Below are 23513 nucleotides of genomic sequence, written 5' to 3' on the forward strand. Positions count from 1 at the left end.
GACCAAATCAAAATTTTTAATAAGGATAAATTGTGAATTTAATATTTTTTAACGCATCTGAACTTCTCTCTTATAAAGATTGTAAGGTTGCAGCCCTTCTTTCTGTACAATTTTCTGTCCTAAATGGGTACATGAAAATCTTATAAAACCATTGGCAATATTAAAGTTACCTTCGTTAATCAGGAAATAAAGTACTCTGGTAAACGGATATTCCATTGTACGAAGTCCATCAAAATCGGGAGTGTATGATTTTCCTTTATCTGTCACAGGAAGCACTTTTACCATTTCTCTGAGCTTTTCTGAAGTTTTATCATAAGGACGGCTGAAAGTATTCAATCCAATAACGCCTATTTTATCGGGATATTTTCCCAATTCCTCTATAATCTTCTGATTCCCCGGAATAATGGAAAATTTAAGGTCTTTTGGCTGTTTTTTTAGTTTCTCAGCCACAAAGTTCAGATTACTGGAGTTGGTTCCGTCAAAAATAAATTCTTTTTTATCAGACATCAGACCGCTGCTGATTTCTTCTATTGAAATACTTTCTTTTGGGGAATCTTTAGGTACAACAAAAACCACTGCATCAGCAGCAAATTTAGCAGGAAGAAACTTTAAATCTGTTCTTTCCTCGTAGGTTTTTATTTCTTCAGGATTAAGATTTCTGGACATTACTACCACTTTAGCACTTCCTTTCAAAAGATCAAGAAGTCCTAAATCTTCTTTCTTGGTTTCTACTTTAATGTGTGTTTCAGGATAGTTGATCATATAGCCTTCCGCTAATGCTTCTGTAACGCTTTGAAAGGACTCATCTGTAAAAATTGTAAGATCACCCTTATGGTAGGAAGGAGTATTTTGATCCTTCTTGCAGCTTGCCAGCATCATGCCCAAAACAAGAACTACTGCAAGCTTAAAACTATTCTTCATTTCTCGATTTTTTAATTCTTGAGATTGCCCTGTAAATTCTGAAAATACCATAAATAACCAGCACCACCCCTAATGCATAGGCAACAGCCGGCTCCAAAATAGTAAAGAAGAATTTGTAGACAATCACTACAATTCCTAAAACGATATAAAACAATCCCGTAACCAGGGATAACCAATTGAACATCATGTAACAAAAATACCAAAAAAAATAAAAAGAGAAGCATATGCTTCTCTTTTTATTTATATTTTGAATAAATAAGTCTTATTCAAAGTTCATAGTAAATGGTACGCTATAGTAAGATCTAACGCTCTCCCCGTTTCTCTTCGCAGGAGTCCATTTTTTAAGTTTCTTAACTACACGCATAGCTTCATTGTTGAAGTCGCCATTTGGAGATTTCTCTTCAATAGTAACATTCGAAACAGTTCCATCTTTTTCTACAACGAACTTAAGCTTCGCTTTAAGCGTTCCTTCACCTCCTTCCATCAAAGATGTATCGAAGTTATCTCCCAAGAACTTTCTCAATGCTCCCATACCTCCAGGATATTCTGCAGATTGGTCAACATCTTTATAGATCTCGTTAGGGTTGTTCGCTTTTACTTCTACTGTACTAGCTTTAGTACCTGTAGATGGTGGTGGCGGTGGTGGCGTATAAGCCGGAGCTTTTACCCCCTCCTGATTCTGTAAACCAGTTGTAGTTTCCAACTGTTTAGAGATTGGTGGCGGTGGAGTTTCAATTTTCGGAGCTTTTACAGGCTCAGGAACCACGTTCTGAATTACCTCAATTTTCTCCTCTTCTTTTGGAGGTGGAGGTGGTGGAGGTGGTTCTTCTTCTTTAGGCTGCTCAATAATCGGATCTTCTTCGATAATATCTACCAAATCTGCCTTCACTTCCTGTTTAGGCGGAGCTGTAAGATTTTTAATCGTAAGATAGATGAACGGAGACAAAGCTGCCAAAAGGAATAAAGCTGTTCCGATGATAAAAGACTTTGTTAAAAGTCTCGGATACTGATGTCTAAGATCATAGGCACCATATTCCTTGTTTCTATTTTCAAATACGATCTCATCTAAAGTAAGATTCTGACCGTATACATTTTCATCTGCCATAGATTAGATATAACAATTTTATGGTTAAATTACTTTGTAGCAGCAGCCGGTGCAGCAGCACCTCCTACTTTCTTCTCATAAACAGCTTTCTCCCAAGGCTTCACATCCGTAACTCCGTACTGCTCACTTTTGGTAATTGCCATTTCGTCAAGAATATCAACAAAGTTCTTATATACAGCATCGTCAGTCGGCTTAATGATCACGGTAAATTTAGTCGGATCTGCAGCTCTAGATTTTGCCTGCTGAATTACTTTTCTGATTCCCTCTCTATCAAGAGTAGTTTCCATAAGAGTCTGGTCATTCAGGGATGTAGCATCCTGCTGGTGCCAGAAAACTCTGTTATTTTTTCCTAATAGTATAGAGATAGAGTTAGAAAGTTTAATTTCTGTTGGAGGAGGTTTCGGCTGATCTTTTTTAGGTTTAGCCGGAAGACCCAAATCCATAACATTCGGTTTACTGAATGTAGTTGTGAACATAAAGAAGGTAATCAATAGAAAACCCAAGTCCACCATCGGAGTCATATCGACCCTGGTACTTTGCTTCTTGGAACGGACCTTGCCGCCCTTGCCGCCTTTCTCTTGTACTTGTACTTCTGCCATTTCTATCGATATTATTCGTTAGGTTTACCTTCTTGTGATGTAATCAACCAAAATTTAAGAAAATCAATATCTCTTAAACCTTCAAATAGACCTTTAACTTTAGGGTACTGAGTTGTCACGTCACCTTTAATTGCTAACTTATAGTCAGGGTTAACGCTCAAACTTTCTTTTACCCAGTCAACTAACTGTTTATTTGTACTGTCCATAGGAATACCTGTAGGACTCTTATAATTTTTCTGCTCATCTGCAGGCATGTCCAAGTACCCTTTAAGTTGGTTCATTGGAACTCCAATTGCCTGAACTTTCTGGAAAGCAGCTTTTTGGTTGTTGTCAAAAGTAATTCCATACTTTTGTCCCATTTTTTCCAAAAGAGCAACTCTTTCTGATGCGTTTTCTACTGGCTGGAAATAGAATTTCCCATCCGGAGTAGCGTTGATAGTCATTAAACTAGCATCAGGAAGCAGTTTTTCCGAAATTGAAGATGGCGGTTTAATCTGCTCCACATCAGGTTTTTTAAACTGAGTGGTCAAGATAAAGAACGTAAGAAGTAGGAACGCAACGTCACACATTGCGGTCATGTCCGTCACTACTCCATGTCTTTTAGGTTTGACTCTCGCCATTATTATAAAATATTATTAATTAAACTTCTTTTAATTGCTAATGCAAATATCTTGCTAATTCTTAGTTGAATTCAGCGAAAGATTGTTGGATACTCATAGAGATCTCATCGATCTTGTAAGTTAATCCGTCAATTTTAGAAGTAAAGAAGTTGTAAAGGATAATAGCGATCGCTGAAGTACCAATACCTAATGCCGTGTTGATCAAGGCTTCAGAGATACCGGTAGATAGAGCAGCAGCATCCGGAGTACCACCTCCTGAACCTAATGCAAAGAATGCCTTGATCATCCCGATTACCGTTCCAAGTAGTGCTACTAACGTTGCAACTGTACCTAAAGTAGAAAGGATCATCATGTTTTTCTCAAGCATTGGCATCTCAAGAGTTGTAGCTTCTTCGATAGCTTTGTTAAGAGCTACCATTTTCTGCTCTTTATTTAATGTAGTATCGTGAGCAAGTGCTTTATAAGTAGTAAGACCTTCTTTTACTACGTTACCAACAGAACCTTGTTGTCTGTCACACTCTTCGATAGCTTCGTCGATTTTGTTTTGGTTTAGCAAGCTTCTTACCTGAACAACAAAGTTGTCTAAGTTTCCTTTTCCAGCTGCTTTACCAAGAACGAAATATCTTTCAAAAGAGAAAACGATTACAGTAATCATGAAAGTAATCAAGATTGGTACGATAACCCCTCCTTTGTAGATAATACCTAAAAACGATTCTGGGTGAATGTCTTTTCCTTCAACACTTGAAAAAGCTACAGATCCACTTCCTAGTTTATCTGCATCTTTAAAGTTTCCTGGGCTCCCAAGAACAAATAAATAAATACATACTCCTATAGCAAATAGAATAGGAATAATAACAGCTGGATTTAAACCTCCTGCCTTTCTAGCAACTACTTGCTCATCATTTTTTGAAACATTCATTTCCATATTTAACTAAATTATATTGTTTTAAAATTTTACAGGGTGTAAATTAAAGGCAAAATTAATTAAAATGCAAGAGTCTTAATTAAACATTTTGCTTTTTTTTGATAAAGAAATTTTAATACGATTTCGAAATAATAATTATTTTAAATTATTTTATTTATTTTTTCCAAATTTAACATTTGAATTAAAAAATCAAAAAAATAAGACACCCATTTTTTTTAATTTCCCAATGTTAATTTTTTTTTAAATTACGATATTCACAATACGGTGAGGAACTACAATGATTTTTTTAGGGGTTTTACCCTCCAAAATCTGTTGCATTTTTTCATTTGAAATCACCAAATCTTCCACCTCCTTCGCAGATAATTGAGCTGAAAGTGAAATTTTGAACTTCATTTTGCCATTTACACTTACCGGATATTCAATTTCGTCTTCCACCAGATAATCCTCATTCAATACCGGGAATTTTTCAAATTCGATGGATGTATTATGTCCTAATAAACTCCACAGTTCTTCACAGATGTGAGGCGCATAAGGAGAAATGATAACGGCTAACGGCTCTAAAATATTGCGTTTGTTACATTTTATTTTCTGAAGCTCGTTTACAGCAATCATAAATGAGGATACCGATGTATTGAAAGAAAAGTTTTCAATATCATATACTACCTTCTTTATTAAGGTATGTAAAACTTTGTATTCAGCTTTTGAAGGTTCTTCATCTGAAACTTCAAATACATCTCCATTGAAATAAAGATTCCAGAATTTCTTAAGGAAACCATATACTCCGCTTAACCCTTGTGTATTCCAAGGCTTGGATTGCTCCAATGGTCCCAGGAACATTTCATATAGTCTTAAACCGTCAGCCCCGTACTCTTCACAGATATCATCAGGGTTTACCACGTTATATTTAGACTTGGACATTTTTTCCACTTCACGGTCAGTGATGTATTTTCCATCTTCCAGAATAAATTCTGCGTTCGCATAATCTGGCCTCCATGCTTTAAAAGCTTCAGTATCCAATTCATCAGAAGTTCCTTTTAATAAGGACACGTCCACATGAATCTGCTGAGTCTGGTAGTCTTTAGCTAAATTTTTAGATACATATTGATTAGTCCCGTCAATTCTGTAAACAAATGCACTCATCCCTAAGATCATCCCCTGGTTGATCAATTTCTGAAAAGGCTCATCATGGCTGATATAGCCTCTGTCTTTTAAAAACATGTTCCAGAAACGGGAATATAACAAGTGACCGGTTGCGTGCTCGCTCCCTCCTATATATAAGTCTACCTGTCCCCAATAATCTGCCAATTCTTTTTTAACAAAAGCCTCATCGTCATTCGGATCCATATATCTAAGGAAATACCATGAGCTTCCTGCCCAGCCTGGCATTGTAGATAATTCTAACGGGAAAATTGTTTTATCATCAATTAAATCTGTGGCAACTACTTTCTGATTCAATTCATCCCAGGCAAATTCTTTTGCATTTCCCAGTGGCGGATCTCCATCTTCAGTTGGTAAGTATTTTTCAACTTCAGGAAGTTCCAACGGTAAAGCAGAAGCAGGCAGTGTGTAAGGCATCCCATCCTTATAATATATAGGAACAGGTTCTCCCCAATAACGCTGTCTTGAGAAAATAGCGTCACGCTGTCTGTAGTTGGTCGTTCCGTGGCCGATTCCTTTGGTTTCGATCTCGGAAATTATTTTTGCTTTCGCATCATTATAATGTAATCCGTTCAGGAAATCAGAGTTTACACAAACGGAATCTTTAGAATCAAAAGACTTCTCCTGAACATCTTCTTCAGTGTCTACCACTTTTTTGATCTCAAGGTTGAATTTCTTTGCAAACCTGTGATCACGCTCATCATGTGCCGGAACAGCCATCACGGCTCCTGTTCCATATCCCATTAATACATAATCAGAGATATAGATTGGCATTTTTTCATTGCTGAATGGGTTCACTGCATAGCTTCCAGTAAATGCACCGCTCACGTTTTTCACGTCAGCCATTCTGTCTCGCTCCGTTTTTTTGGAGGTTTCTTCAATATAAGTATCCACTTCTACTTTTTGTGCATCCGTAGTAATAGTTTCCACTAAAGGATTTTCCGGAGCCAATACCATAAAAGTTGCTCCAAAGATAGTATCAGGTCTTGTTGTAAAGACCTCAACAACCTTGTCATGCCCTTCTACCTGAAACTGCACCTGCGCTCCCTGAGATTTTCCAATCCAGTATTCCTGGGAATCTTTCAACGGCTGTGGCCAGTCTAAAGTATTTAATCCCTGTAACAGTCTTTCAGAATATGCAGAGATTCTCATGCTCCACTGCATCATTTTCTTCTGGAAAACCGGGAAACCACCTCTTTCGGATTTTCCATCTTTCACCTCATCGTTTGCCAGTACTGTTCCTAATGCTGGACACCAGTTTACAGTAGTCTCAGCCCTGTAAGCAAGTCGATAGTTTAATAAGATGTCTTCTTTATCAAGATCGGAAGCATTCTTCCATTCTTCTGCGGTGAAATTTAATTCGTCGTTCTGATTGGCATTTAAACCTTCTGTCCCTTTTTCTTCAAAATGCTGAATCAAAGAATCAATAGCTTCTGCCTTATCCGTATTTTTATTATACCAGGAATGATACAGCTGAATGAAAATCCATTGCGTCCATTTATAATAAGATGCATCTGAAGTTCTGACTTCCCTGCTCCAATCAAATGAAAAACCGATCTTTCTCAACTGCTCCTCGTATCTGTTGATATTTTCTTCAGTAGTGATGGCCGGATGCTGTCCGGTCTGGATCGCATACTGCTCAGCAGGGAGTCCGAAACTGTCATATCCTACCGGATGGAGCACATTAAACCCCTGATGCCTTTTGTACCTTGCATAGATATCCGATGCAATATATCCCAGCGGGTGACCCACATGAAGTCCTGCTCCTGATGGATACGGAAACATATCGAGTACATAAAACTTAGGTTTATCTGTGTTATTAGAGGTTTTATAGGTTTGATTATCCTCCCAGTATTTCTGCCACTTTTTTTCTATCTGCTGATGATCGTAAAACACTTTATATATATTATATGTTAGATTTTAAAATATTGAATTATTTTTTCTTTTTAACAAGATTCACAAAAATAATGATTTTAAAGGAAATAGAAATTTAATTTATAATGAATTGCAATTCCCATCTCAACAAAAAAATCCCATCCGTGGATGAGATCTATTTTTTGATGTCCTGAAGTCTAATTATTATTGAGGAACTCTTTTGAATGTATAAGTTCTTGTCTGGAATACAGTAGGATCCTGAGTTTCCTCTCTTACAGCAAGATTGAGTGTTGTATTGTCCAAAGTAACCACCTTTGCATTTTGCGGCTCTACTATTCCCTGGATCTTCATCTGAACGTCTTTTCCTTCTTTATTATAGGTATAGTTGAATTTTATATCAGAAAGAATAGCACACTGACCTGGTGTAGCAGTATCTCCCCAGTTCGTTTTTCCACCTTTGGAGTCTGCACCGAACCACCATCTGGTCTGCTTCTGGCAGTCAGTATAAGTAATCGTGTTAGAAACCGGGTCTTCGCCTACCTCAACAGTAGTAACTACTTCTTTTAATGGTTGCCAGGTCCCAACCAGAGGAGCTTCCAGAACAGTATCATTGTTATCACTACATCCTGTAGCGGCAAACAACGACAAACCTGCAAATAGTAATGCTAATTTCTTCATAGATCATTTTTTTCAAGCGCTAAAATTATAATTTTTTTGATTTATATTACTATTTTTTATGAAAAATTATTTCATTCAGCGTTATTTATATATATTTTAAAATGCTCAGACTTCATTTCCCCTTTATTTAACAAATAATGTACAGTTGACCCTTTCATTTTATTAAAAAAGTTATTTTTGTAGGAAAAGAAAATACAAATGCAGGATATTACGAAAAACAATTTTGACTTCATCCGTGTTCTCCTTGCTTTCATTGTCTTTATAGGACACCTGGGAGCATTAAGTGGCTCTGATCAGCTCACCATTTTAACATACAGCCCCGTAGAAGTAGCCGTTTTTTCATTTTTCATTGTGAGTGGGTTTCTTATTGCAAGAAGCTACGAAAGATCTTCCAGTCTAAAAAGTTATGCCAAAAAGAGATTCAACAGAATTGTTCCTGCTTATTTATTGGTTGTATTTTTATGTGCCCTGTTACTGAGCCTGGTCAGTACGCTTCCTTTTTCAGAATATTTTGGAAACACACAGGTTTATAAGTATCTGTTCTGGAATTCAATTTTTATGAATTTTAAGGCCCCGTGGCTTCCTGGTGTATTTGGCAATCAGGCGGTGAATGGCGCATTATGGACGCTTAAGATAGAAATATGTTTTTATATCGCTGTTCCTCTGATGTTTTTATTGTTTGGAAAAAATAATAAATACAGAAGTCTCAGTCTGATCGTGTTGTACTTTCTCTCGCTGGTTTATCTTAATTATTTTGAAATGGCCGGAAAAGCAGCTCTTTCAAGACAATTGCCAGGGTCACTATGTTACTTCATCGGCGGGATGCTGATCTATTTTAATTTTGATAAGTTTATCAAACATAAAAATGTCTTATTCATCATTGCTGTGCTTACAGTATGGATAGATCTTATTTTTAAAATAAAGCTGTTCTCTCCTATAATGATCAGTATTATTGTGCTGTATGTTGCCTATTCTTTTAAATTTCTGAACAATTTCGGGAAGTATGGAGATTTCACTTACGGGATCTATATCTTCCATTTTCCAATCATCAGGGTATTTGCGACCTTGGGACTTTTTGCCAATTACAACCCTTATTTTATGGGATTGGTATGTATGCTGGTGGTCATCAGCGTAGGAATTGCTTCCTGGCATCTTTATGAAAAAAGATTTTTATAATTTTACATATTCAAAAAGCATAAATGAAAGATCTTGTCTCCATTATCACTCCCTGTTATAATTCTGCTGAATTTATCGAGGAAACCATCCAGTCTGTTCTCAACCAAACCTATGAAAACTGGGAATGGCTGATCACCGATGACCTTTCCAAAGATAATACTGTTGAGATCATCAGAAAATACAACGACCCCAGAATAAAACTGCAGGTACTGGAGAAAAATGGAGGAGCCGGAAATGCCAGAAACAACAGCCTGAAAAGGGCACAAGGAAGATATATTGCTTTTCTGGATTCTGACGATTACTGGTACCCGGAATATCTGGAAACAATGACAGATTACATGCGGGAAAACAATGCGGAACTGGTTTACTGTAACTATTCCAGGTGTAATGAACAGCTGCAGCCTATTCTGAAAGATTTTCTCGCAGATAAAGTCGTTACTTTTTCCAATCTGCTGAAGACATGCCGTCTGGCCCCGGTTTCCACAATGTATGATACAAAGAGGGTTGGAAAATTTTTATTTCCTGTAAAAAGCAAGCGCGAAGATCATGTGATGTGGCTTAACCTTTTAAAAGAAATTCCGGAAGGAATACCTGTAAAGCAGACACTGGCAAAATACAGAATGCGCGAGAACAGTGTTTCCAGAAAAAAAAAGAATATCATTAAAGATCAATATCTTGTCTATAAAGATTTCATGGGGTTCTCAACAGTAAAATCATTATACTATACGGCTAACTGGGCGTTAAACGGATTTATGAAGTATTCAAAAATTTTCAATTAATGGAGTATTCAAAAGAGTTTAAAGCCGCTTTAAGTGCTTTTACCGGAGCAGAGAAAGATAAACTTATTTTCAGACTTCTGAGAAAGGATAAATTGTTATCTAAAAAACTGTATTTCGAACTTATTGATCCGGAAACCACCGATGATAAAAGGAATGCTATGGAAGACCATGTACAAGAGCAGGTACTCTTGGCTTCAAAATATGTCGGAAATGCCAAATACTTCCTTACCATCATCCGTAAAATAAGTGCCGAAATCACTGAACATGTAAAAATTACTACGGATAAATTCGGAGAAGCCACCCTTAACCTTCTTCTTATCAACAAAGTATTGAACAGCAATATTGACTTCAGCAGACAACGTTTTGACAATGTTTATAAGCTTTATATTTATATCATCAATAAAGTATTCAAATCTTTGGTCCTGATTAAAAAACTGGATGAGGATTACTGGATGGAAATTGATGAATATCTTCGTGAAACTTTAAGTAAAATTTTAGAAAATCACTATCTGCAAAAGCTTTGTATCAATAATGGACTTGATTTCAACTGGTTTGAATGTGATAAAATTCCTGAGAATATCGATCAGATCATGAAAGAAATTAAAAGTCAGGGATTTTTAAGATAAAATTTTCTGTAGAATCATCCTGGTAGAATCAGGCTTATCATCAACAAATCTTCCTGCATTTTGAGACATTGCTGATAGTTCTTCTTTATTATCATCATTGGTGAGAAACAAAACAAATTCTGACGCCGTATATTCATCAGGGAAGGCCTTTCCACCGTTCAATGAGATCAGGTCATCAGCTTCAGGGTTCTTCTTATAATGATTTCCAAAGATTACAGGAACACCAAAGGTTGCCGCCTCCAGAATATTGTGAAGCCCTGCATCATGAAATCCTCCTCCTACAACGGCTACATCTGCATAAGAATATAATTTTGACAATAAGCCTATACTGTCTATAATCAGAATCTGGGAATTCAGAGCTGAAGATTGGCTATTTTGTATTTCACTGTACAGTAAAGCACCGGGAAATATATTTTTAAGATGCTCTACCCTTTTCAGATCGTGCGGTGCTATAATGATTTTTACGGCCTTATTTTTAAGAGTAACTACTTCTGCTATTTTTTCTTCAGCCTGCCAGGAACTTCCAAAAACAACGGCTTTATTTTCTCCTTTGAAATCAGAAATAAAATCTACATGATTATCGCGTTTTCGCAGTTGCTTTACTCTGTCAAACCTTGTATCTCCCGTTACAGAAGATTGTAGCAACCCCACACTTTTTGCCAGGGCCAATGAAAACTGGTTCTGATGAAAAAACCAATCCACATTGTTCTTAAGCTGCCTTACAAACCATTTTCCATAAGAAGTAAAAAATGATTGCCTTTCATAGAACAGTGCAGAAATTACATAAATTTTAGTCCCTTGGTTTTTAAGTTCTGCAAGGAGATTATACCAATAATCGTATTTAACCGTAAAAAATAGTTCAGCATTAAACTGTGATGTAAATTCTTTTACAGTGCTTTTTTTATCAAAGGGTAAATAACAGATAACATCTGCAATATGCTTCTTTTTCACCACATTTTCATATCCAGATGGAGAAAAGAAGGTTACCAGAACTTTGTGTTGTGGAAAATTCTCCTTAAGCTTCTCCAGAACGGGTAATCCCTGCTCATATTCACCGAGGCTGGCTGCATGCATCCAGATGACTTTATCTGTTTTCGAAAATACAGATTTTACTTGAGCCAAAGACTGGCTTCTCCCTTCAACGCCTTTTTTAGTTTTATCATTAAATAAAGCAAAAACCTTCATTCCGAAAGTAATGAGACTGATAAATATATTGTATAGAAAAGCCATTTAATTATTCTTTAACTTCAATTCTATCATGATCCGCAGGTGGACTTGATATGACTAAAAATTCAATTTCTTCAGCAGATTCATTGGAGATAAGGTGCTTTGATTCCGGGGCAATAGAAATAGATTCATTTTGTTTAACCCAAAATCTTTCTTCATTGATAAAGAATACCGCTTCTCCTTTAAGAATGTAGAAAAACTGTTCTGCCACTTTATGAAAGTGTAGTTTCTCTGAAGTTCCAGCAGGCATCTTTTCCTGCTTTATGGATATTTTATTTGTATTTTTCAGAATCCAGCTCTCACAAAGGTTTCCCCAGATATAGTATTCTGAATTTTCTTTAGAATGTATCATTTAAATAAGTGAGTAATAAAAAGTAACAAGGGGACAAATAAAACAACGGACAAAAATATGGTCGCAAATGAAATCCTGGGTTTGGCCTTATCATCAGCAGCATATCTGAACATATAATCCTGAATATTCAAAAAAACCATTCCCAATACGATAAAGAGGGTCCTCAGTCCTATTTTCATAATTAAATACTGGGCATTCATATTCTGATCTGTAATTTCTACCGGAAAATTAGTATTTTCGGGATGTCTTGTTCCATAGGTGAACACAGCATACAATCCCAAGGCCAATACGGGCATCAGAAAGGCATAGATTCTTCCCCCGAAGCCATCAGCTTTTCCTTCCATATCAAAATGTACAGGAATCCGATCTGGTAAAGTCCTATAGTTTTTCAGGGTAAACCACCATAAAAAAGCAACCCATCCAAAATTAAAAATATCAAAAATTATAAAAAGAATATTTTCCATTTCAAATGAGATTTAACTGAGGCTAAATTACACTTTTCAGCACTCTCAGCTTATGAGTATGCTTGTTCATTTCTTTATTGAAAATCCCTGTGGAATCTAAGGTGTCAATTCTTACTTTCCCGGAAGCATGGATGATCTTCTGATTATCCAGCATTATTCCTACATGAATAATTTTTCCTTCTGCATTTTCAAAGAAGGCAAGGTCTCCGGGCTGTGCTTCTTCTACAAAAGTAAGCGGCTCTCCTACCTCTGCCTGCTGGGAAGCATCTCTCGGAATTTTGATATTGTGAATTTTATACACCAATTGAGTAAAGCCCGAGCAATCAACGGCAAAAAAGCTTTTACCTCCCCACAGATAGGGTACATTAAGGAATTCTTTTGCTGTCAGTGCGATACTTTCACGTACATCATGACTCCTTCTTGAAGCCACTACCGGAAACTCCACTTCTGAGCCCATAGAAAGCAAAGTCTTCCCATCATTCATCAATACGGAAGAAAAATCTTCAGTAACAACAGTCACTTTTCTGCTGGCCAGTTCTTCGTCTGTCACCGGTTTTAGCTGTTTGGTATCCATCCATCCTTCATACCCGTCATAATGCATTTTTATTCTGGTCCAGTTTTTATTGACTTCCAAAATATCTGCACTTTCCCCAAACAATATTTCTGTAACAATTTCAGCCCTGTCAGAATTCTCTGCACGGACCGGCGCTACTGTAACAATACAAATTCCTTTATTCATTAATTCTCACTTTAAAGATTGAATAATTTAAAGATTAAAATACGATCTTTAAATGTTTTTAATCTTTGAATATTTTAATTACTTTCTGCGAAGAAAGTTGACTCCGTCACGCAAAGGTAAAATAAGATTTTCAAAATCTTCGTCTTTTGCCGCTAAATCATTTAACTCCTGAATAGACTGGGTAGATTTAAGCTTCGGATTTTCTTCCAGGACTTTTCCGTACCACAGAACATTATCAAAAAGAATTACGCTTCCGGATTTTGTATGGGGCTTGATCAGCCTGAAATATTCCGCATAATTTTCTTTATCAGCATCTACAAAAATCAGATCAAAGAACTCATCTGTTTCTTTTAAGAACTCTTTAGCATCCTGAAGCCTGAAATCAATCTGCCTGGCATATTCACTTGATTCAAAATATTTTTTCGGCAGGTAAGCAAGGTCTTCATTAACGTCCAGAGTAGTAATCTTTCCGTCTTTTGCCAACCCTGAAGCAAGACATAAGGTAGCATACCCTGTAAATGTTCCTATTTCAAGAATACTTTTCGGCTGAAGCATCTGGGAGATAATCGTCAGAAGTCTTCCCTGCTGGTAACCGGAAATCATATGAGGCTGTGTCGTCTTCTGGTAAGTCTCTCTTCTCAGTTTTTTCAGAATTTCGGATTCCGAAGAAGCATGTGCTTCCAAATATCTGTCCATTTCAGGATTTTTTTCTTCAAAAAAACTCATACAATTTAATTTAAAACAAATTTAAGGATTTTAAAGCTACTTTTTCCATGGAAAAAGTAGATAAAAAAAGAGAGAAATTAATCTCTCTTAACTATTCTGCATGTTCTTACAGGTCATTACAATGCCACACAATACTGTCCTCTTGATGCACAAACCCATCCCGGGCAGCAGTCAGTCGTTCTTTGGCAGATGATTTGCGGATTACAGTCCAGAGCAGCGCCTTGTACGTTTTTCATTGCTCCTCTTGAAAGTTTCTTTAAATTTTTCATAATTATTGTAGTTTAGTATTAATCCCTACTCTTTAGATTTTCGGGGTCCTCTTTATTTAATTCCTTATATAGAGATTTAAATATACACTTTTTATTGTTAACCAGACCATTACAAGACCAATAATCTGGCATAAAAATCTTCATTATAACAAATCAGTAAAAACCCCATATGAAATACCGGGAAAACACGGATGGTATTTTTGTGGTATTAATGATAAGTTTGCAATAAGAATAAGGGGTAAAAACACTAAGAGAAAACAAGATGATTGCAGGAGAGACACAAACTAACCATGAGAATCACAAAAAAGTTATACCGAAAGGTAGAACAGATTCTTCTGCAGCAAAAACTAAGAAAGAAATATCCACTTCATTTTTGCAACGAATTATTTCGCTCCTGAAAAAGGAAGAATTAATTTGATTAAAAAAATCCCGGCCGCCTTCGGGATTTTTTTTTGCTTTAAACCTCATCATTTTCAAAAACATTCATTATACAGAACATTTCCAGGTTCTACAAGTTTTTATACCATACATTGATATAAGTGATGTAAACCATTTCCAATCGCCAGAAATAGCCATGAACGAGTATTCTTTTTGAATAAATACAATCTCCTATCTCATCTTCAAAAGTCAAAATCCTTACAAAAAAACAGGAAAAACACCTGCTCCCAAATGTTCATATGCTTCTACCTTTGATATAAGTTTTCCAACCATGAAATACTCACATCAAGGAGGAACCCGAAAATCCTGAAACAGAGTAGGGATATTTAAAAAACAACCACATGAAAACAAAGACTTTATTTTTAATTGGAGCGATAGTGGGACTTGTTATTATTTTTTCCCAGCTAAAACCGCAGGAAATGTCTTTTTATAAAGAAAAGGGCAATTACATCGTAGACAATAACTACATCCTGAAAGATGTCAAAAAAATTTCTGACGAAGACATAAAGAGTTTATTAAGCTTACAGAAACTGCACCAGAGCAGTTTGGGTACGAATTTTATTATTTACAAAATCAACAGACAGTATATCATCCGCGGATGCTTAATGAAAGCAAACATCGACTGGAAAAAATATGGTGATCTAAGGGCAAAAGTAGACGAAATTCTAAAAAAATACAGTGCTAAAGAACTGGGAACAGATTATTATGCCATTCAAAACAATCAGGTTGCAACCAGTGCTGCTTTGCTGAGTCAAAAAGACATTGCCTCTTTAAATAAATTAACAGTAAGAGGTGCTGAAGAATATACCATCTGCCCACCAACTATGGGAAGAAGGAATCTTACCAACGTGATTATAAAATCTTACAAAGTCAATACAGCAATTGATCCAAGAATCAATGTTAAGCTTAATAATGTATTGGCCAGTTACAAATAACAGCAAAAGGCTGTTTTTTATTCTGAAAACAGCCTTTTTTAAATCTTTTGTCATGAAAAGAAAGCTTCAGTTATCCGGAATTCTTATTATCCTGCTGGTAGTCTTCGTTATTGGTCTGAAAGGAACATTTGATGGCTATTATGGTTTTTATTATGAAAACAAAAACTATGAAAAACCGCTTCTTTATAAGATTTCAGAAAATATAGCACAATCAAAACCCATCAATATATTTACATCCTATACCGGTTTTGATACAGGATATGGTTTTTATGCACCTAATGTTGCCAGTGATTTTGTGATGAGCTTTGAGCTGAAAGATAAAAATGGAAATATACTGGAGCAAAAGACTATGCCTTATTTCAAAAACAAAGAAAGCAGAGTGAGGTATACTACCGTCTTTAATATGTTTCTTGATAAAATGTCTGACAAAAACACATATGACCAGAAATATTATCAATATCTGGATATCATCATCAGACAGATCGCTGCCCATGTAATAAGAGAAAATCCCAATGCATTCAGCGTGACAACAAAACTCTATCTGTACGACTACCCTACTATTACCGGTTTCAAAAAGGGAAAAACGAATGAAAATCTTATTCTTATTGATGAATTCAAATAACAAGGTGATGAAAAAACTGAATTTAATCTACACAAAAGTTGAAAATTTCTTTTTTAAAGAAGATAATCAAACTGAATTTTTAAGTTTCTTCCGGATTACCATAGCAGCAGTTATCCTATTACAGTTTGTCGCAGTACTGCCTGATTTTGGCCGGCTATTTTCAAGCAGCAGCATTATTCCACAGGATGTCATGGGGGTTTTTACTCCTGAATGGATGATCACCTTTTCAAAAATTGTAAGTTTCTTACAAAGTTTTGGAATTGAAGAAAACACAACGATTGTGATAACCAAAATAGTATTTATCACACTGTGTATTTTTATTATCACTGGGTTTTATTCAAGAATTGCTGCAATTTTATTGCTTATCCTACAGATTGCATTGCTTAAAGGAAGTTCTTTCTTTGCCTATGGTGCAGATTTTTTTACAAGCATGTCTTTATTTTATCTGATTCTTTTTCCAGCTGATCAGTATTTTTCATTGAGAAATTATATTTTCAGCAAAAAGCCTGGAGACATAAATTTCACTCCGGTCAAAAGATTATTCCAGGTTCATATTTCCATTGCTTATTTCTTTTCAGGTCTTGATAAAGCTTTAGGCTTCAACTGGTGGAATGGAGAATCCATATGGAAAGCCATTCATCTTCCTTACTCCAACAGAGATCTGAATATTGATTTCAGCTGGCTTGCTGAACATTCATATATTCTGAACTTCATAGGATGGAGCACCATTATCATTGAAATAGGTTATCCTTTTTTCATCTGGTATAAACCCACTCAAAAAACATGGCTTTTCCTTACGGTTTCCATGCATATAGGAATTGCACTCATTCTCAATCTGTACTATTTTTCAGCTATTATGATTGTATGGAACATTACCAATTTTTATTTTGAGCACCCCGCAGGAAAGACAGTCAGGATTTCAAATAAAAAAATTCCAGCGCATTATATACCCTAACAGAAAGGCATATAAACAACAAATCCCGAATTGCTTCGGGATTTATCATGAATATATTTTAGTGATTATTTCTTAGGAGCAATATCCATCAGTTTCATAAACTCATCCAGTTTAGGCATAATGATGATTTCTGTTCTTCTGTTTTCTGCTCGTCCTGAAACGCTCATATTAGTCGCTTTAGGATTGTATTCAGAACGTCCGCCTGCTGTAATTCTTGCAGGGTCTACTCCAAACTGAGTCTGAAGAACTTTAGCCACTGAAGTACCTCTCAATGCAGAAAGATCCCAGTTGTCTCTCGGCAGATTTGGAGAATTCAATGGAGCGTTATCTGTATTACCTTCGATCAATACTGAGTATTTATCATAATCGTTAATTACTTTAGCTACTTTACCTAACACTTCCTGAGCAGCAGGAAGAATGTTATAATCTCCTGTTTTGTATAACATTTTATCAGAAAGAGAGATCATTACTACCCCTTTCAATACTTTTACCTGTACATCTTCATCTGATACATTATCCAAAGATCTCTTCAGCTTGTTAGACAATGCAAGGTTCAGGCTGTCATTCTTCGCATTGCTGGAGATCAGTTGCTTGATATAAGAATTGGAAGCATTGATTTCACCTACCAGCTTATCAATGTTAGCAGAGCTTTTCCCGGTATTGGAAAGACATGCATCAAGTGATGACTTTAAGGCATCATGCTGGCTTTTCAGCAGGTTATTTTCGCCTGTCAATGCAGAGTTCTGAGATTTCAAATCCTGAATTTCTCTCTGTCTTTCTCCAATATTCTCAATACACTGCTTATAGTTTGTGCTCAAAGCATCATACTGCTTCTTGCTGACACAAGATGTCATTCCCAGCGCCATTGCAGAAACTGCTAAAATTTTTAAAATCTTCATAAATAATCATTTTTAGACTACTCAAAGTTAGGGAAATTCAATTGAATTATATCGGTTATCTTTGCATAAAAGAAATTCTCAACATATATGTTGGCAAAATCAACCTTTATCAGTCAATTAAAAAATCTCCTCCCCGAGCCGGAAAATCAAACCTATCTTCTGGCGGTAAGCGGAGGTGCTGACTCTATGGTTCTGGCCTCTTTGTTCCTGGATTTTGCATCTGAAATCCAGGATTCCAGATTCAGGTTTCAGGTTGCCCATATCAATTATAAACTTCGCGGAAATGATTCAGATCTGGACCAAAAAACAGTACAGGATTTTTGTGAGAAAAATCATATAAAATTTCATCTGTATGAAGTTTCAGAAAAAGATCAGAAACCAGAGAACTCTATTCAGCTTTGGGCACGGGAACTTAGATACCATTTTTTCAAAGAAATCCAGAAAAAAGAAAATCTGCAATTTCTGGTTACAGCCCATCATCTGAATGACCAGCTGGAGACCTTTGTCATCAATCTTTCTAAGGCAGCCGGCATCAATGGACTGAGCGGAATTCCATCGAATGACAATTCTATTCTCAGACCGCTTTTAGATTTTTCAAAAAAGGAAATTTATCAGTTTGCAGAGCAAAACCATATTGAATTCAGGGAAGATCTGTCTAATAAAAAGAATGATTATTTGAGAAATAAGATTAGAAATGAAATTGTTCCGCTTCTGATGGAAACCAATGATCACTTTCTTGAAAACTTCAGAAAAAGTTCTTTGTACCTCAATCAGACCAAAGATTTTGTTCAAAAACAGATTCAGGAAATAGAAAATCGTCTTACTGTATTTAACCCGGACTTCAAAATCTTATCAAAGAAACAGCTGGATCAGCAAAGTGATTTCGTAAAATTTGAAATTTTAAAAAAATACGGATTCATCCGGGAGGAAGAAATCCCCAAAATTTTTAAAGCAGAAAACAACCGTTCTTTTTTTTCAAAAGAATATCGTTTGATCGTTAACCGCGATCAGCTGATCTTTATCAGTAAGAATGATGATCAGGATACTGACGAGGAAATAGAACTGATGGATCATTCTGATTTTTCTGAAAACCAAATTAACATCAATCTCGTAGATTATATTGAAAGCAATGATGGAATGAATAAGGATTTTGAATGGCATTTTGCTGCTGAAAAACTTCAATTCCCACTGCGTTTGAGAAAGCAAAAAGAGGGAGATGAGTTTTATCCCACCGGTTTTTCGGGAAAAAAGAAGATTTCAAAATTTTTCAGGGATGAGAAATTATCTGCTTTGGTCAGGGAAAAGACCTGGTTACTATGTGATTCCAGAAATCATATTTTGGGGGTAGTCCCTCTTAGACAGGACCGCAGATACCAGGCAGACAGAACAACTCAAAAAAAGATAACTGTAAAGTGGACAGAAAAACAACTAATTCGTTAGCTGTTGATGATTTTAAAAAAGACAGCAATATAGCTTTTGGAATTTTATACCAACAGTATTTTGGTTATACTCAAAAATTCATTCTCAAGAATAAAGGTAATCAGGAAGATGCTGAAGATGTGTTTCAGGATGCATTACTCATTCTTTATCAAAAACTGAATGCTGACGAGTTTAAAGTTCAAACCTGTCTTGGAAATTATATTATCGGAATTGTTAAAAACCTCTGGTTTAAAAAATTAAAGCATCAACATTTTTATATAGAATCTCCTGAGGTTTACTTCTTAGAACATCAGCAGGAAATAAGTGCTGCCATTGAGAATGAAAGATATTACTGGGAAAAGCTGATGGGTTATATCAAGTCTATTTCTTCCCATTGCCAGAATCTGATCCATGACATTTTTATCGAAAATAAAAGTATGGAGGAAATTCAGGATAAATATCAGTATTCCAGCAGGCATAATGCTCAGAATCAAAAGTACAAATGTGTTGAACAGATTAAAAAGGCGAAAAACAATAATATTTTTTCTGTCTGAAAATCAAAATGTTATGGAAAAAATTTCAATATATGGGTGATTTTTTTATTGTTCTGAGAACATAATAAGAAAAGAAATATATGTTCAAAAAAATGATATTGAGCTTTCTTATAGCAACAGGAATTTCAATAAATGCACAAAGCAAGGGTATCAATTTTCAAAAAATTGATTTGGAGGCCGCGAAAAAAATCGCAGCAAAAGAGAATAAACTGATCTTCATTGATCTGTATACCACCTGGTGCGGGCCTTGTAAGCTCATGGCAAAAAATACTTTCACAGATTCTGAAATTGGAGAAATGTTCAACAACAATTTTGTGAATATTGCAATAGATGCAGAAAAAGAAGGACTGAGCCTGGCCAAAGAATTTAAAGTGGTCAACTATCCCTCTTTCTTATTCCTGGATCCAAAAGGGAAACTCGTTCAATATGATTTCGGATACTATAATCCTGAACAGTTTTTAGGAGTAGGAGCTTCAGTCTTGAAAAAAAAAGCATCCCAATCCGGCAAAACATTAGATCAGGTAAAAGGCAGAATGATAGGAGATAAGATTGATAACTTCACGGCGAAAGACCACTTGGGCAATACATTCTCTTCATCAGAAGAAAACAAAAAGCTGGTTGTAGTATTTATTCGTGGACAATGGTGCCCTTACTGTAACAAATACATTGAAACTTTACAAAATCTGGCTCCTGAACTGAAATCAAAGAATGCGCAGCTCGTTATTATCTCTCCTGAAAAACCGGAATTTATAGAAAAGACGATCAGCAAAACAAAGACAGACTATACTGTTTTATATGATGAGGGATATAAAATCGCAGAGGCATTTGATGTATTGTATACACCTGACAGTGAGACTCTTAATTTTTACAACTCAAAATTAAAGGACGATTTCGCTAACAGCAGATCAGATCATTCAGGAAGACTTCCTGTATCAGCTACTTTCATCCTTAATGAAGGTAAAGAAATTACATGGAGACATTTTGATACAGATTATAAAAAGAGAGCATCTGTAGAGGATATTGTAAAAAATCTGAATTGATTTTTTCAGAAGTTTTTAACTGGCCAAGGCTATAAGTCAGGAAAATTGACAAAATCAATAATCATTTTAAATGACAGAATAAGTTATACTTCTATTGTTATTAAGACAAAAGACGGAATATTTTAAACCTCAGGCTTAAAAAAGAAAGTTTCTAAGTTTTTTAGGGACGAAAAATTATCTATTTTAGCGAGGCAAAAATCTGGACACTGTCTGACAGTGATGATTCTGTATTTAGATCATCCCTTTCGGGCAATAGAGAAGATATACAAAGAATGAGAAGACAGAATGGAGTCTCAAAATTTTAATGAAAGGAACAATGAAATTTAGAAATTGGTTTTTATTAATTCTGCTATTTTTAGCAACGGGAATTAATGCACAGATAAAAAACCCTGTAAAATTTAAATTTACCATCAACGATCTGGGAAACAATCAATATGAAGCAGTATTGAATGCTACCATGGAAAGCGGATGGCACATCTACTCAAAAGATTTACCGGAAGATACGGGAATCCCCACCGAATATAAGGTGACAGGAAAGAATATCGAACTGATCGGAAAGTTTACTGAAACGGGTAAAAAACATGAAGAATTTTCTGAAGCATTCGGAGGAACGATTGTTTTCTATTCCAATACAGCTGGATTCAAGCAGAAATTTAAATTAAAAGACCCTACGAAACCTGCAGATGTCACTTCTGAAATTACTTATCAGACCTGTGATGACAGAGTATGCCTGGCGCCCAATACATTAGAATTCAATCAAAAGGTTACCCCAAAAGGAGCAACAGAAGAGGCTACAGCTGAACAAACAGCAACTCCTGTAAAGGACTCTGCAAAAATAACTGAAACCGTTACTGCAAAAACGGAAGCTACCATTACAGAAACTTCAAAACTGGATCCTAAGCAGCTGAAGATTGAAACCATAGATTTCAAAAAACCGCTGACTGACTGTGGTACTGCTTCTGCTAAAATGGATGAAAATTACTGGACCTATTTATTCTTAGGGTTTATCGGAGGATTAATTGCATTGCTTACCCCTTGCGTTTTCCCGATGATTCCTCTAACGGTTTCATTCTTTACCAAAGGAAGCAAAAACAAAGCAAAAGGGAAAAGAGATGCTCTGATTTATGGATTCTTCATCCTGCTTATCTTCGTTTTATTGAGTATTCCTTTCCATATTATTGATGGAATTGCAGGAAATATCTTCAACGAAATTTCTACAAGTGTATGGCTGAATATTACCTTCTTTATCATATTCATCTTCTTTGCCGGAAGTTTCTTCGGATACTATGATATCACCTTACCGAGTTCAATTGCCAATAAATCTTCTAAAGCGGAAGAAGCAGGAGGTATTATCGGTATTTTCTTCATGGCACTGACATTGGTGATCGTTTCTTTCTCCTGTACAGGACCTATTTTAGGAAGTTTATTGGGAAGTGCAGTAACAGGTTCTTCCAATGTTCCGATGCTCTTGACGTTTGCTTTAGCAGGATTCGGGCTGGCATGGGCTATTATTTTCGGATTACTGGCATTATTCCCACAGGCATTACAAAGTCTTCCAAAATCCGGAGGATGGATGAATACAGTAAAAGTAGTTTTAGGTTTTGTAGAACTGGCATTGGCATTAAAATTTTTATCAAAAGCAGATCTTGTATCTAAAACATTCTTCTTAAAAAGAGAACTTTTCATTGCGATCTGGATTATTATTGCCTTAGGACTGGCCTTATATTTATTAGGGTTTATCAGATTCCCGCATGATGATAAGAAACCTAAAATCTCTATCACCAGAAAAATATTGGGTGCATTGGGAATTGGCTTTGTAATCTACCTGGTGCAGGGTCTGATCCCTTCTGACCGTCCTAAGCTTCAGCTATTAAGTGGAATTTTACCTCCATTGAATGTGAGCTATTTCCATGATGAAAAAGACGGAATCCTAGGCATGCACCCGGAACACGACTTCTTCAAAGCGGTGGAGCTGGCTAAAAAAGAAGGCAAACCTATCCTGATCGACTTCACGGGATACGGATGTGAAAACTGTAGAAAAATGGAGGAATTTGTATGGAGTGAGCCAGATATTCTACCGATCTTACAGAATGACGTAGTATTAGCTTCTTTATATGTGGATGATAAAGAAGAGCTTCCTGAGGATCAAAAAACTAAAATTGACCTTGGTGACGGACAGATCAAAAAAGTAAAAACAATTGGCGACCGATGGAGCTTATTCCAACAGGTTAACTTTAACAATAACTCTCAGCCTCACTATGTATTGGTAACTCCAGACGGAAAAGTGATCAATACTCCGGTTTCAGGATACATGCCAAAAGAGGATTTCAAAAAATTCCTGGAATGCGGGGTTAATTTCTATAAAAAGAATAAATAAATTATTGATATACCATTTAAAAACTCACACTTTAC

25 protein-coding genes are annotated in these 23513 nt (G+C 35.9%); 10 read left to right on the forward strand and 15 right to left on the reverse strand.

Annotated elements, in window-relative coordinates:
• Nucleotides 1–48 precede the first annotated feature (48 nt).
• The 8 genes from CRS_RS18495 to CRS_RS18530 all read right to left on the reverse strand — a co-directional run bounded on the left by CRS_RS18495 (nucleotide 49) and on the right by CRS_RS18530 (nucleotide 7881).
• Nucleotides 49–921 (reverse strand): PstS family phosphate ABC transporter substrate-binding protein, encoded by an 873-nt coding sequence (locus tag CRS_RS18495; protein ID WP_142725451.1) that lies wholly within the window; start codon nucleotides 919–921, stop codon nucleotides 49–51.
• Nucleotides 911–1108 carry a DUF308 domain-containing protein gene (locus tag CRS_RS18500; protein WP_172617109.1) on the reverse strand — a complete coding sequence of 66 codons (198 nt, stop codon included), beginning with the start codon at nucleotides 1106–1108 and terminating at the stop codon, nucleotides 911–913. The genes CRS_RS18495 and CRS_RS18500 overlap by 11 nt, the downstream gene beginning before the upstream one ends.
• A 75-nt stretch (nucleotides 1109–1183) precedes the next feature.
• The gene (locus CRS_RS18505) at nucleotides 1184–2026 is read right to left on the reverse strand and encodes an energy transducer TonB (RefSeq protein ID WP_142725452.1); all 843 of its coding nucleotides are present in this window, start codon (nucleotides 2024–2026) and stop codon (nucleotides 1184–1186) included.
• 29 nt (nucleotides 2027–2055) lie between these two features.
• Nucleotides 2056–2625 carry a biopolymer transporter ExbD gene (locus CRS_RS18510; protein WP_142725453.1) on the reverse strand — a complete coding sequence of 190 codons (570 nt, stop codon included), beginning with the start codon at nucleotides 2623–2625 and terminating at the stop codon, nucleotides 2056–2058.
• 11 nt (nucleotides 2626–2636) lie between these two features.
• Nucleotides 2637–3245 carry a biopolymer transporter ExbD gene (locus CRS_RS18515; protein ID WP_142725454.1) on the reverse strand — a complete coding sequence of 203 codons (609 nt, stop codon included), beginning with the start codon at nucleotides 3243–3245 and terminating at the stop codon, nucleotides 2637–2639.
• A 61-nt stretch (nucleotides 3246–3306) separates the two neighbouring features.
• Nucleotides 3307–4170: a MotA/TolQ/ExbB proton channel family protein gene (locus CRS_RS18520; RefSeq protein WP_002976280.1), complete on the reverse strand. Its 864-nt coding sequence runs from the start codon at nucleotides 4168–4170 to the stop codon at nucleotides 3307–3309.
• A gap of 240 nt (nucleotides 4171–4410) precedes the next feature.
• Nucleotides 4411–7224, reverse strand: coding sequence for a leucine--tRNA ligase (leuS, locus tag CRS_RS18525; protein WP_142725455.1), 2814 nt, complete (start codon nucleotides 7222–7224; stop codon nucleotides 4411–4413).
• Nucleotides 7225–7407: 183 nt separating this feature from the next.
• Nucleotides 7408–7881, reverse strand: coding sequence for a lipocalin family protein (locus tag CRS_RS18530; RefSeq protein ID WP_142725456.1), 474 nt, complete (start codon nucleotides 7879–7881; stop codon nucleotides 7408–7410).
• Nucleotides 7882–8079: 198 nt separating this feature from the next.
• Between CRS_RS18530 and CRS_RS18535 the strand changes: the two genes are divergently transcribed.
• The 3 genes from CRS_RS18535 to CRS_RS18545 are packed head-to-tail and all read left to right on the forward strand — an operon-like array spanning nucleotide 8080 to nucleotide 10462.
• The gene (locus tag CRS_RS18535; protein ID WP_142725457.1) at nucleotides 8080–9057 is read left to right on the forward strand and encodes an acyltransferase; all 978 of its coding nucleotides are present in this window, start codon (nucleotides 8080–8082) and stop codon (nucleotides 9055–9057) included.
• A gap of 23 nt (nucleotides 9058–9080) precedes the next feature.
• Nucleotides 9081–9836 carry a glycosyltransferase family 2 protein gene (locus CRS_RS18540; RefSeq protein WP_142725458.1) on the forward strand — a complete coding sequence of 252 codons (756 nt, stop codon included), beginning with the start codon at nucleotides 9081–9083 and terminating at the stop codon, nucleotides 9834–9836.
• A complete protein-coding gene (locus CRS_RS18545; protein WP_142725459.1) occupies nucleotides 9836–10462 on the forward strand; it encodes a deoxyuridine 5'-triphosphate nucleotidohydrolase in 627 nt (208 codons plus the stop codon). The genes CRS_RS18540 and CRS_RS18545 overlap by 1 nt, the downstream gene beginning before the upstream one ends.
• On the opposite strand, the gene CRS_RS18550 is transcribed toward CRS_RS18545, so the two are convergent.
• From CRS_RS18550 to CRS_RS18575, 6 genes are all read right to left on the reverse strand, one after another.
• Nucleotides 10454–11692 carry a 3-deoxy-D-manno-octulosonic acid transferase gene (locus tag CRS_RS18550; RefSeq protein WP_142725460.1) on the reverse strand — a complete coding sequence of 413 codons (1239 nt, stop codon included), beginning with the start codon at nucleotides 11690–11692 and terminating at the stop codon, nucleotides 10454–10456. The genes CRS_RS18545 and CRS_RS18550 overlap by 9 nt on opposite strands.
• A gap of 4 nt (nucleotides 11693–11696) precedes the next feature.
• Complete coding sequence (locus tag CRS_RS18555) at nucleotides 11697–12041, reverse strand: cupin domain-containing protein (protein WP_142725461.1); 345 nt, start codon at nucleotides 12039–12041, stop codon at nucleotides 11697–11699.
• On the reverse strand, nucleotides 12038–12505 hold the full coding sequence (locus CRS_RS18560; RefSeq protein ID WP_142725462.1) for a DUF1648 domain-containing protein: 468 nt from the start codon (nucleotides 12503–12505) through the stop codon (nucleotides 12038–12040). Before CRS_RS18560 ends, CRS_RS18555 begins: the two co-directional genes overlap by 4 nt.
• 22 nt (nucleotides 12506–12527) lie before the next feature.
• A complete protein-coding gene (locus CRS_RS18565) occupies nucleotides 12528–13244 on the reverse strand; it encodes a C40 family peptidase (protein WP_142725463.1) in 717 nt (238 codons plus the stop codon).
• 78 nt (nucleotides 13245–13322) lie between these two features.
• On the reverse strand, nucleotides 13323–13970 hold the full coding sequence (locus CRS_RS18570; protein ID WP_142725464.1) for an O-methyltransferase: 648 nt from the start codon (nucleotides 13968–13970) through the stop codon (nucleotides 13323–13325).
• Between the two features lie 116 nt (nucleotides 13971–14086).
• Entirely contained in the window at nucleotides 14087–14239 is a 153-nt protein-coding gene (locus CRS_RS18575; protein WP_142725465.1) for a hypothetical protein, read from the reverse strand.
• A gap of 779 nt (nucleotides 14240–15018) precedes the next feature.
• Here CRS_RS18575 and CRS_RS18580 point away from each other — a divergent pair.
• From CRS_RS18580 to CRS_RS18590, 3 genes are read left to right on the forward strand one after another with little or no spacing between them, the layout of a single operon-like run.
• A complete protein-coding gene (locus CRS_RS18580) occupies nucleotides 15019–15612 on the forward strand; it encodes a hypothetical protein (RefSeq protein WP_142725466.1) in 594 nt (197 codons plus the stop codon).
• 52 nt (nucleotides 15613–15664) lie between these two features.
• Nucleotides 15665–16234, forward strand: coding sequence for a hypothetical protein (locus CRS_RS18585; RefSeq protein WP_142725467.1), 570 nt, complete (start codon nucleotides 15665–15667; stop codon nucleotides 16232–16234).
• 7 nt (nucleotides 16235–16241) lie between these two features.
• Nucleotides 16242–17189: an HTTM domain-containing protein gene (locus CRS_RS18590; protein WP_142725468.1), complete on the forward strand. Its 948-nt coding sequence runs from the start codon at nucleotides 16242–16244 to the stop codon at nucleotides 17187–17189.
• Between the two features lie 65 nt (nucleotides 17190–17254).
• Here CRS_RS18590 and CRS_RS18595 read toward each other — a convergent pair whose 3' ends face one another.
• Nucleotides 17255–18088, reverse strand: coding sequence for an OmpA family protein (locus tag CRS_RS18595; RefSeq protein WP_002976267.1), 834 nt, complete (start codon nucleotides 18086–18088; stop codon nucleotides 17255–17257).
• An 87-nt stretch (nucleotides 18089–18175) separates the two neighbouring features.
• Between CRS_RS18595 and tilS the strand changes: the two genes are divergently transcribed.
• The 4 genes from tilS to CRS_RS18615 all read left to right on the forward strand — a co-directional run bounded on the left by tilS (nucleotide 18176) and on the right by CRS_RS18615 (nucleotide 23478).
• Nucleotides 18176–19528: a tRNA lysidine(34) synthetase TilS gene (gene tilS / locus CRS_RS18600; protein ID WP_142725469.1), complete on the forward strand. Its 1353-nt coding sequence runs from the start codon at nucleotides 18176–18178 to the stop codon at nucleotides 19526–19528.
• Nucleotides 19501–20061, forward strand: a complete 561-nt coding sequence (locus CRS_RS18605; protein ID WP_142725470.1) for an RNA polymerase sigma factor — start codon at nucleotides 19501–19503, stop codon at nucleotides 20059–20061. Before tilS ends, CRS_RS18605 begins: the two co-directional genes overlap by 28 nt.
• Before the next feature lie 98 nt (nucleotides 20062–20159).
• Nucleotides 20160–21101: a redoxin domain-containing protein gene (locus tag CRS_RS18610; RefSeq protein ID WP_172617110.1), complete on the forward strand. Its 942-nt coding sequence runs from the start codon at nucleotides 20160–20162 to the stop codon at nucleotides 21099–21101.
• 316 nt (nucleotides 21102–21417) lie between these two features.
• Nucleotides 21418–23478 (forward strand): protein-disulfide reductase DsbD, encoded by a 2061-nt coding sequence (locus CRS_RS18615; RefSeq protein ID WP_142725472.1) that lies wholly within the window; start codon nucleotides 21418–21420, stop codon nucleotides 23476–23478.
• The last annotated feature ends 35 nt before the right edge of the window (nucleotides 23479–23513 follow it).

Origin of the sequence: Chryseobacterium sp. ON_d1 (assembly GCF_006829085.1) — a bacterium.
Classification (GTDB): Bacteria; Bacteroidota; Bacteroidia; order Flavobacteriales; family Weeksellaceae; genus Chryseobacterium.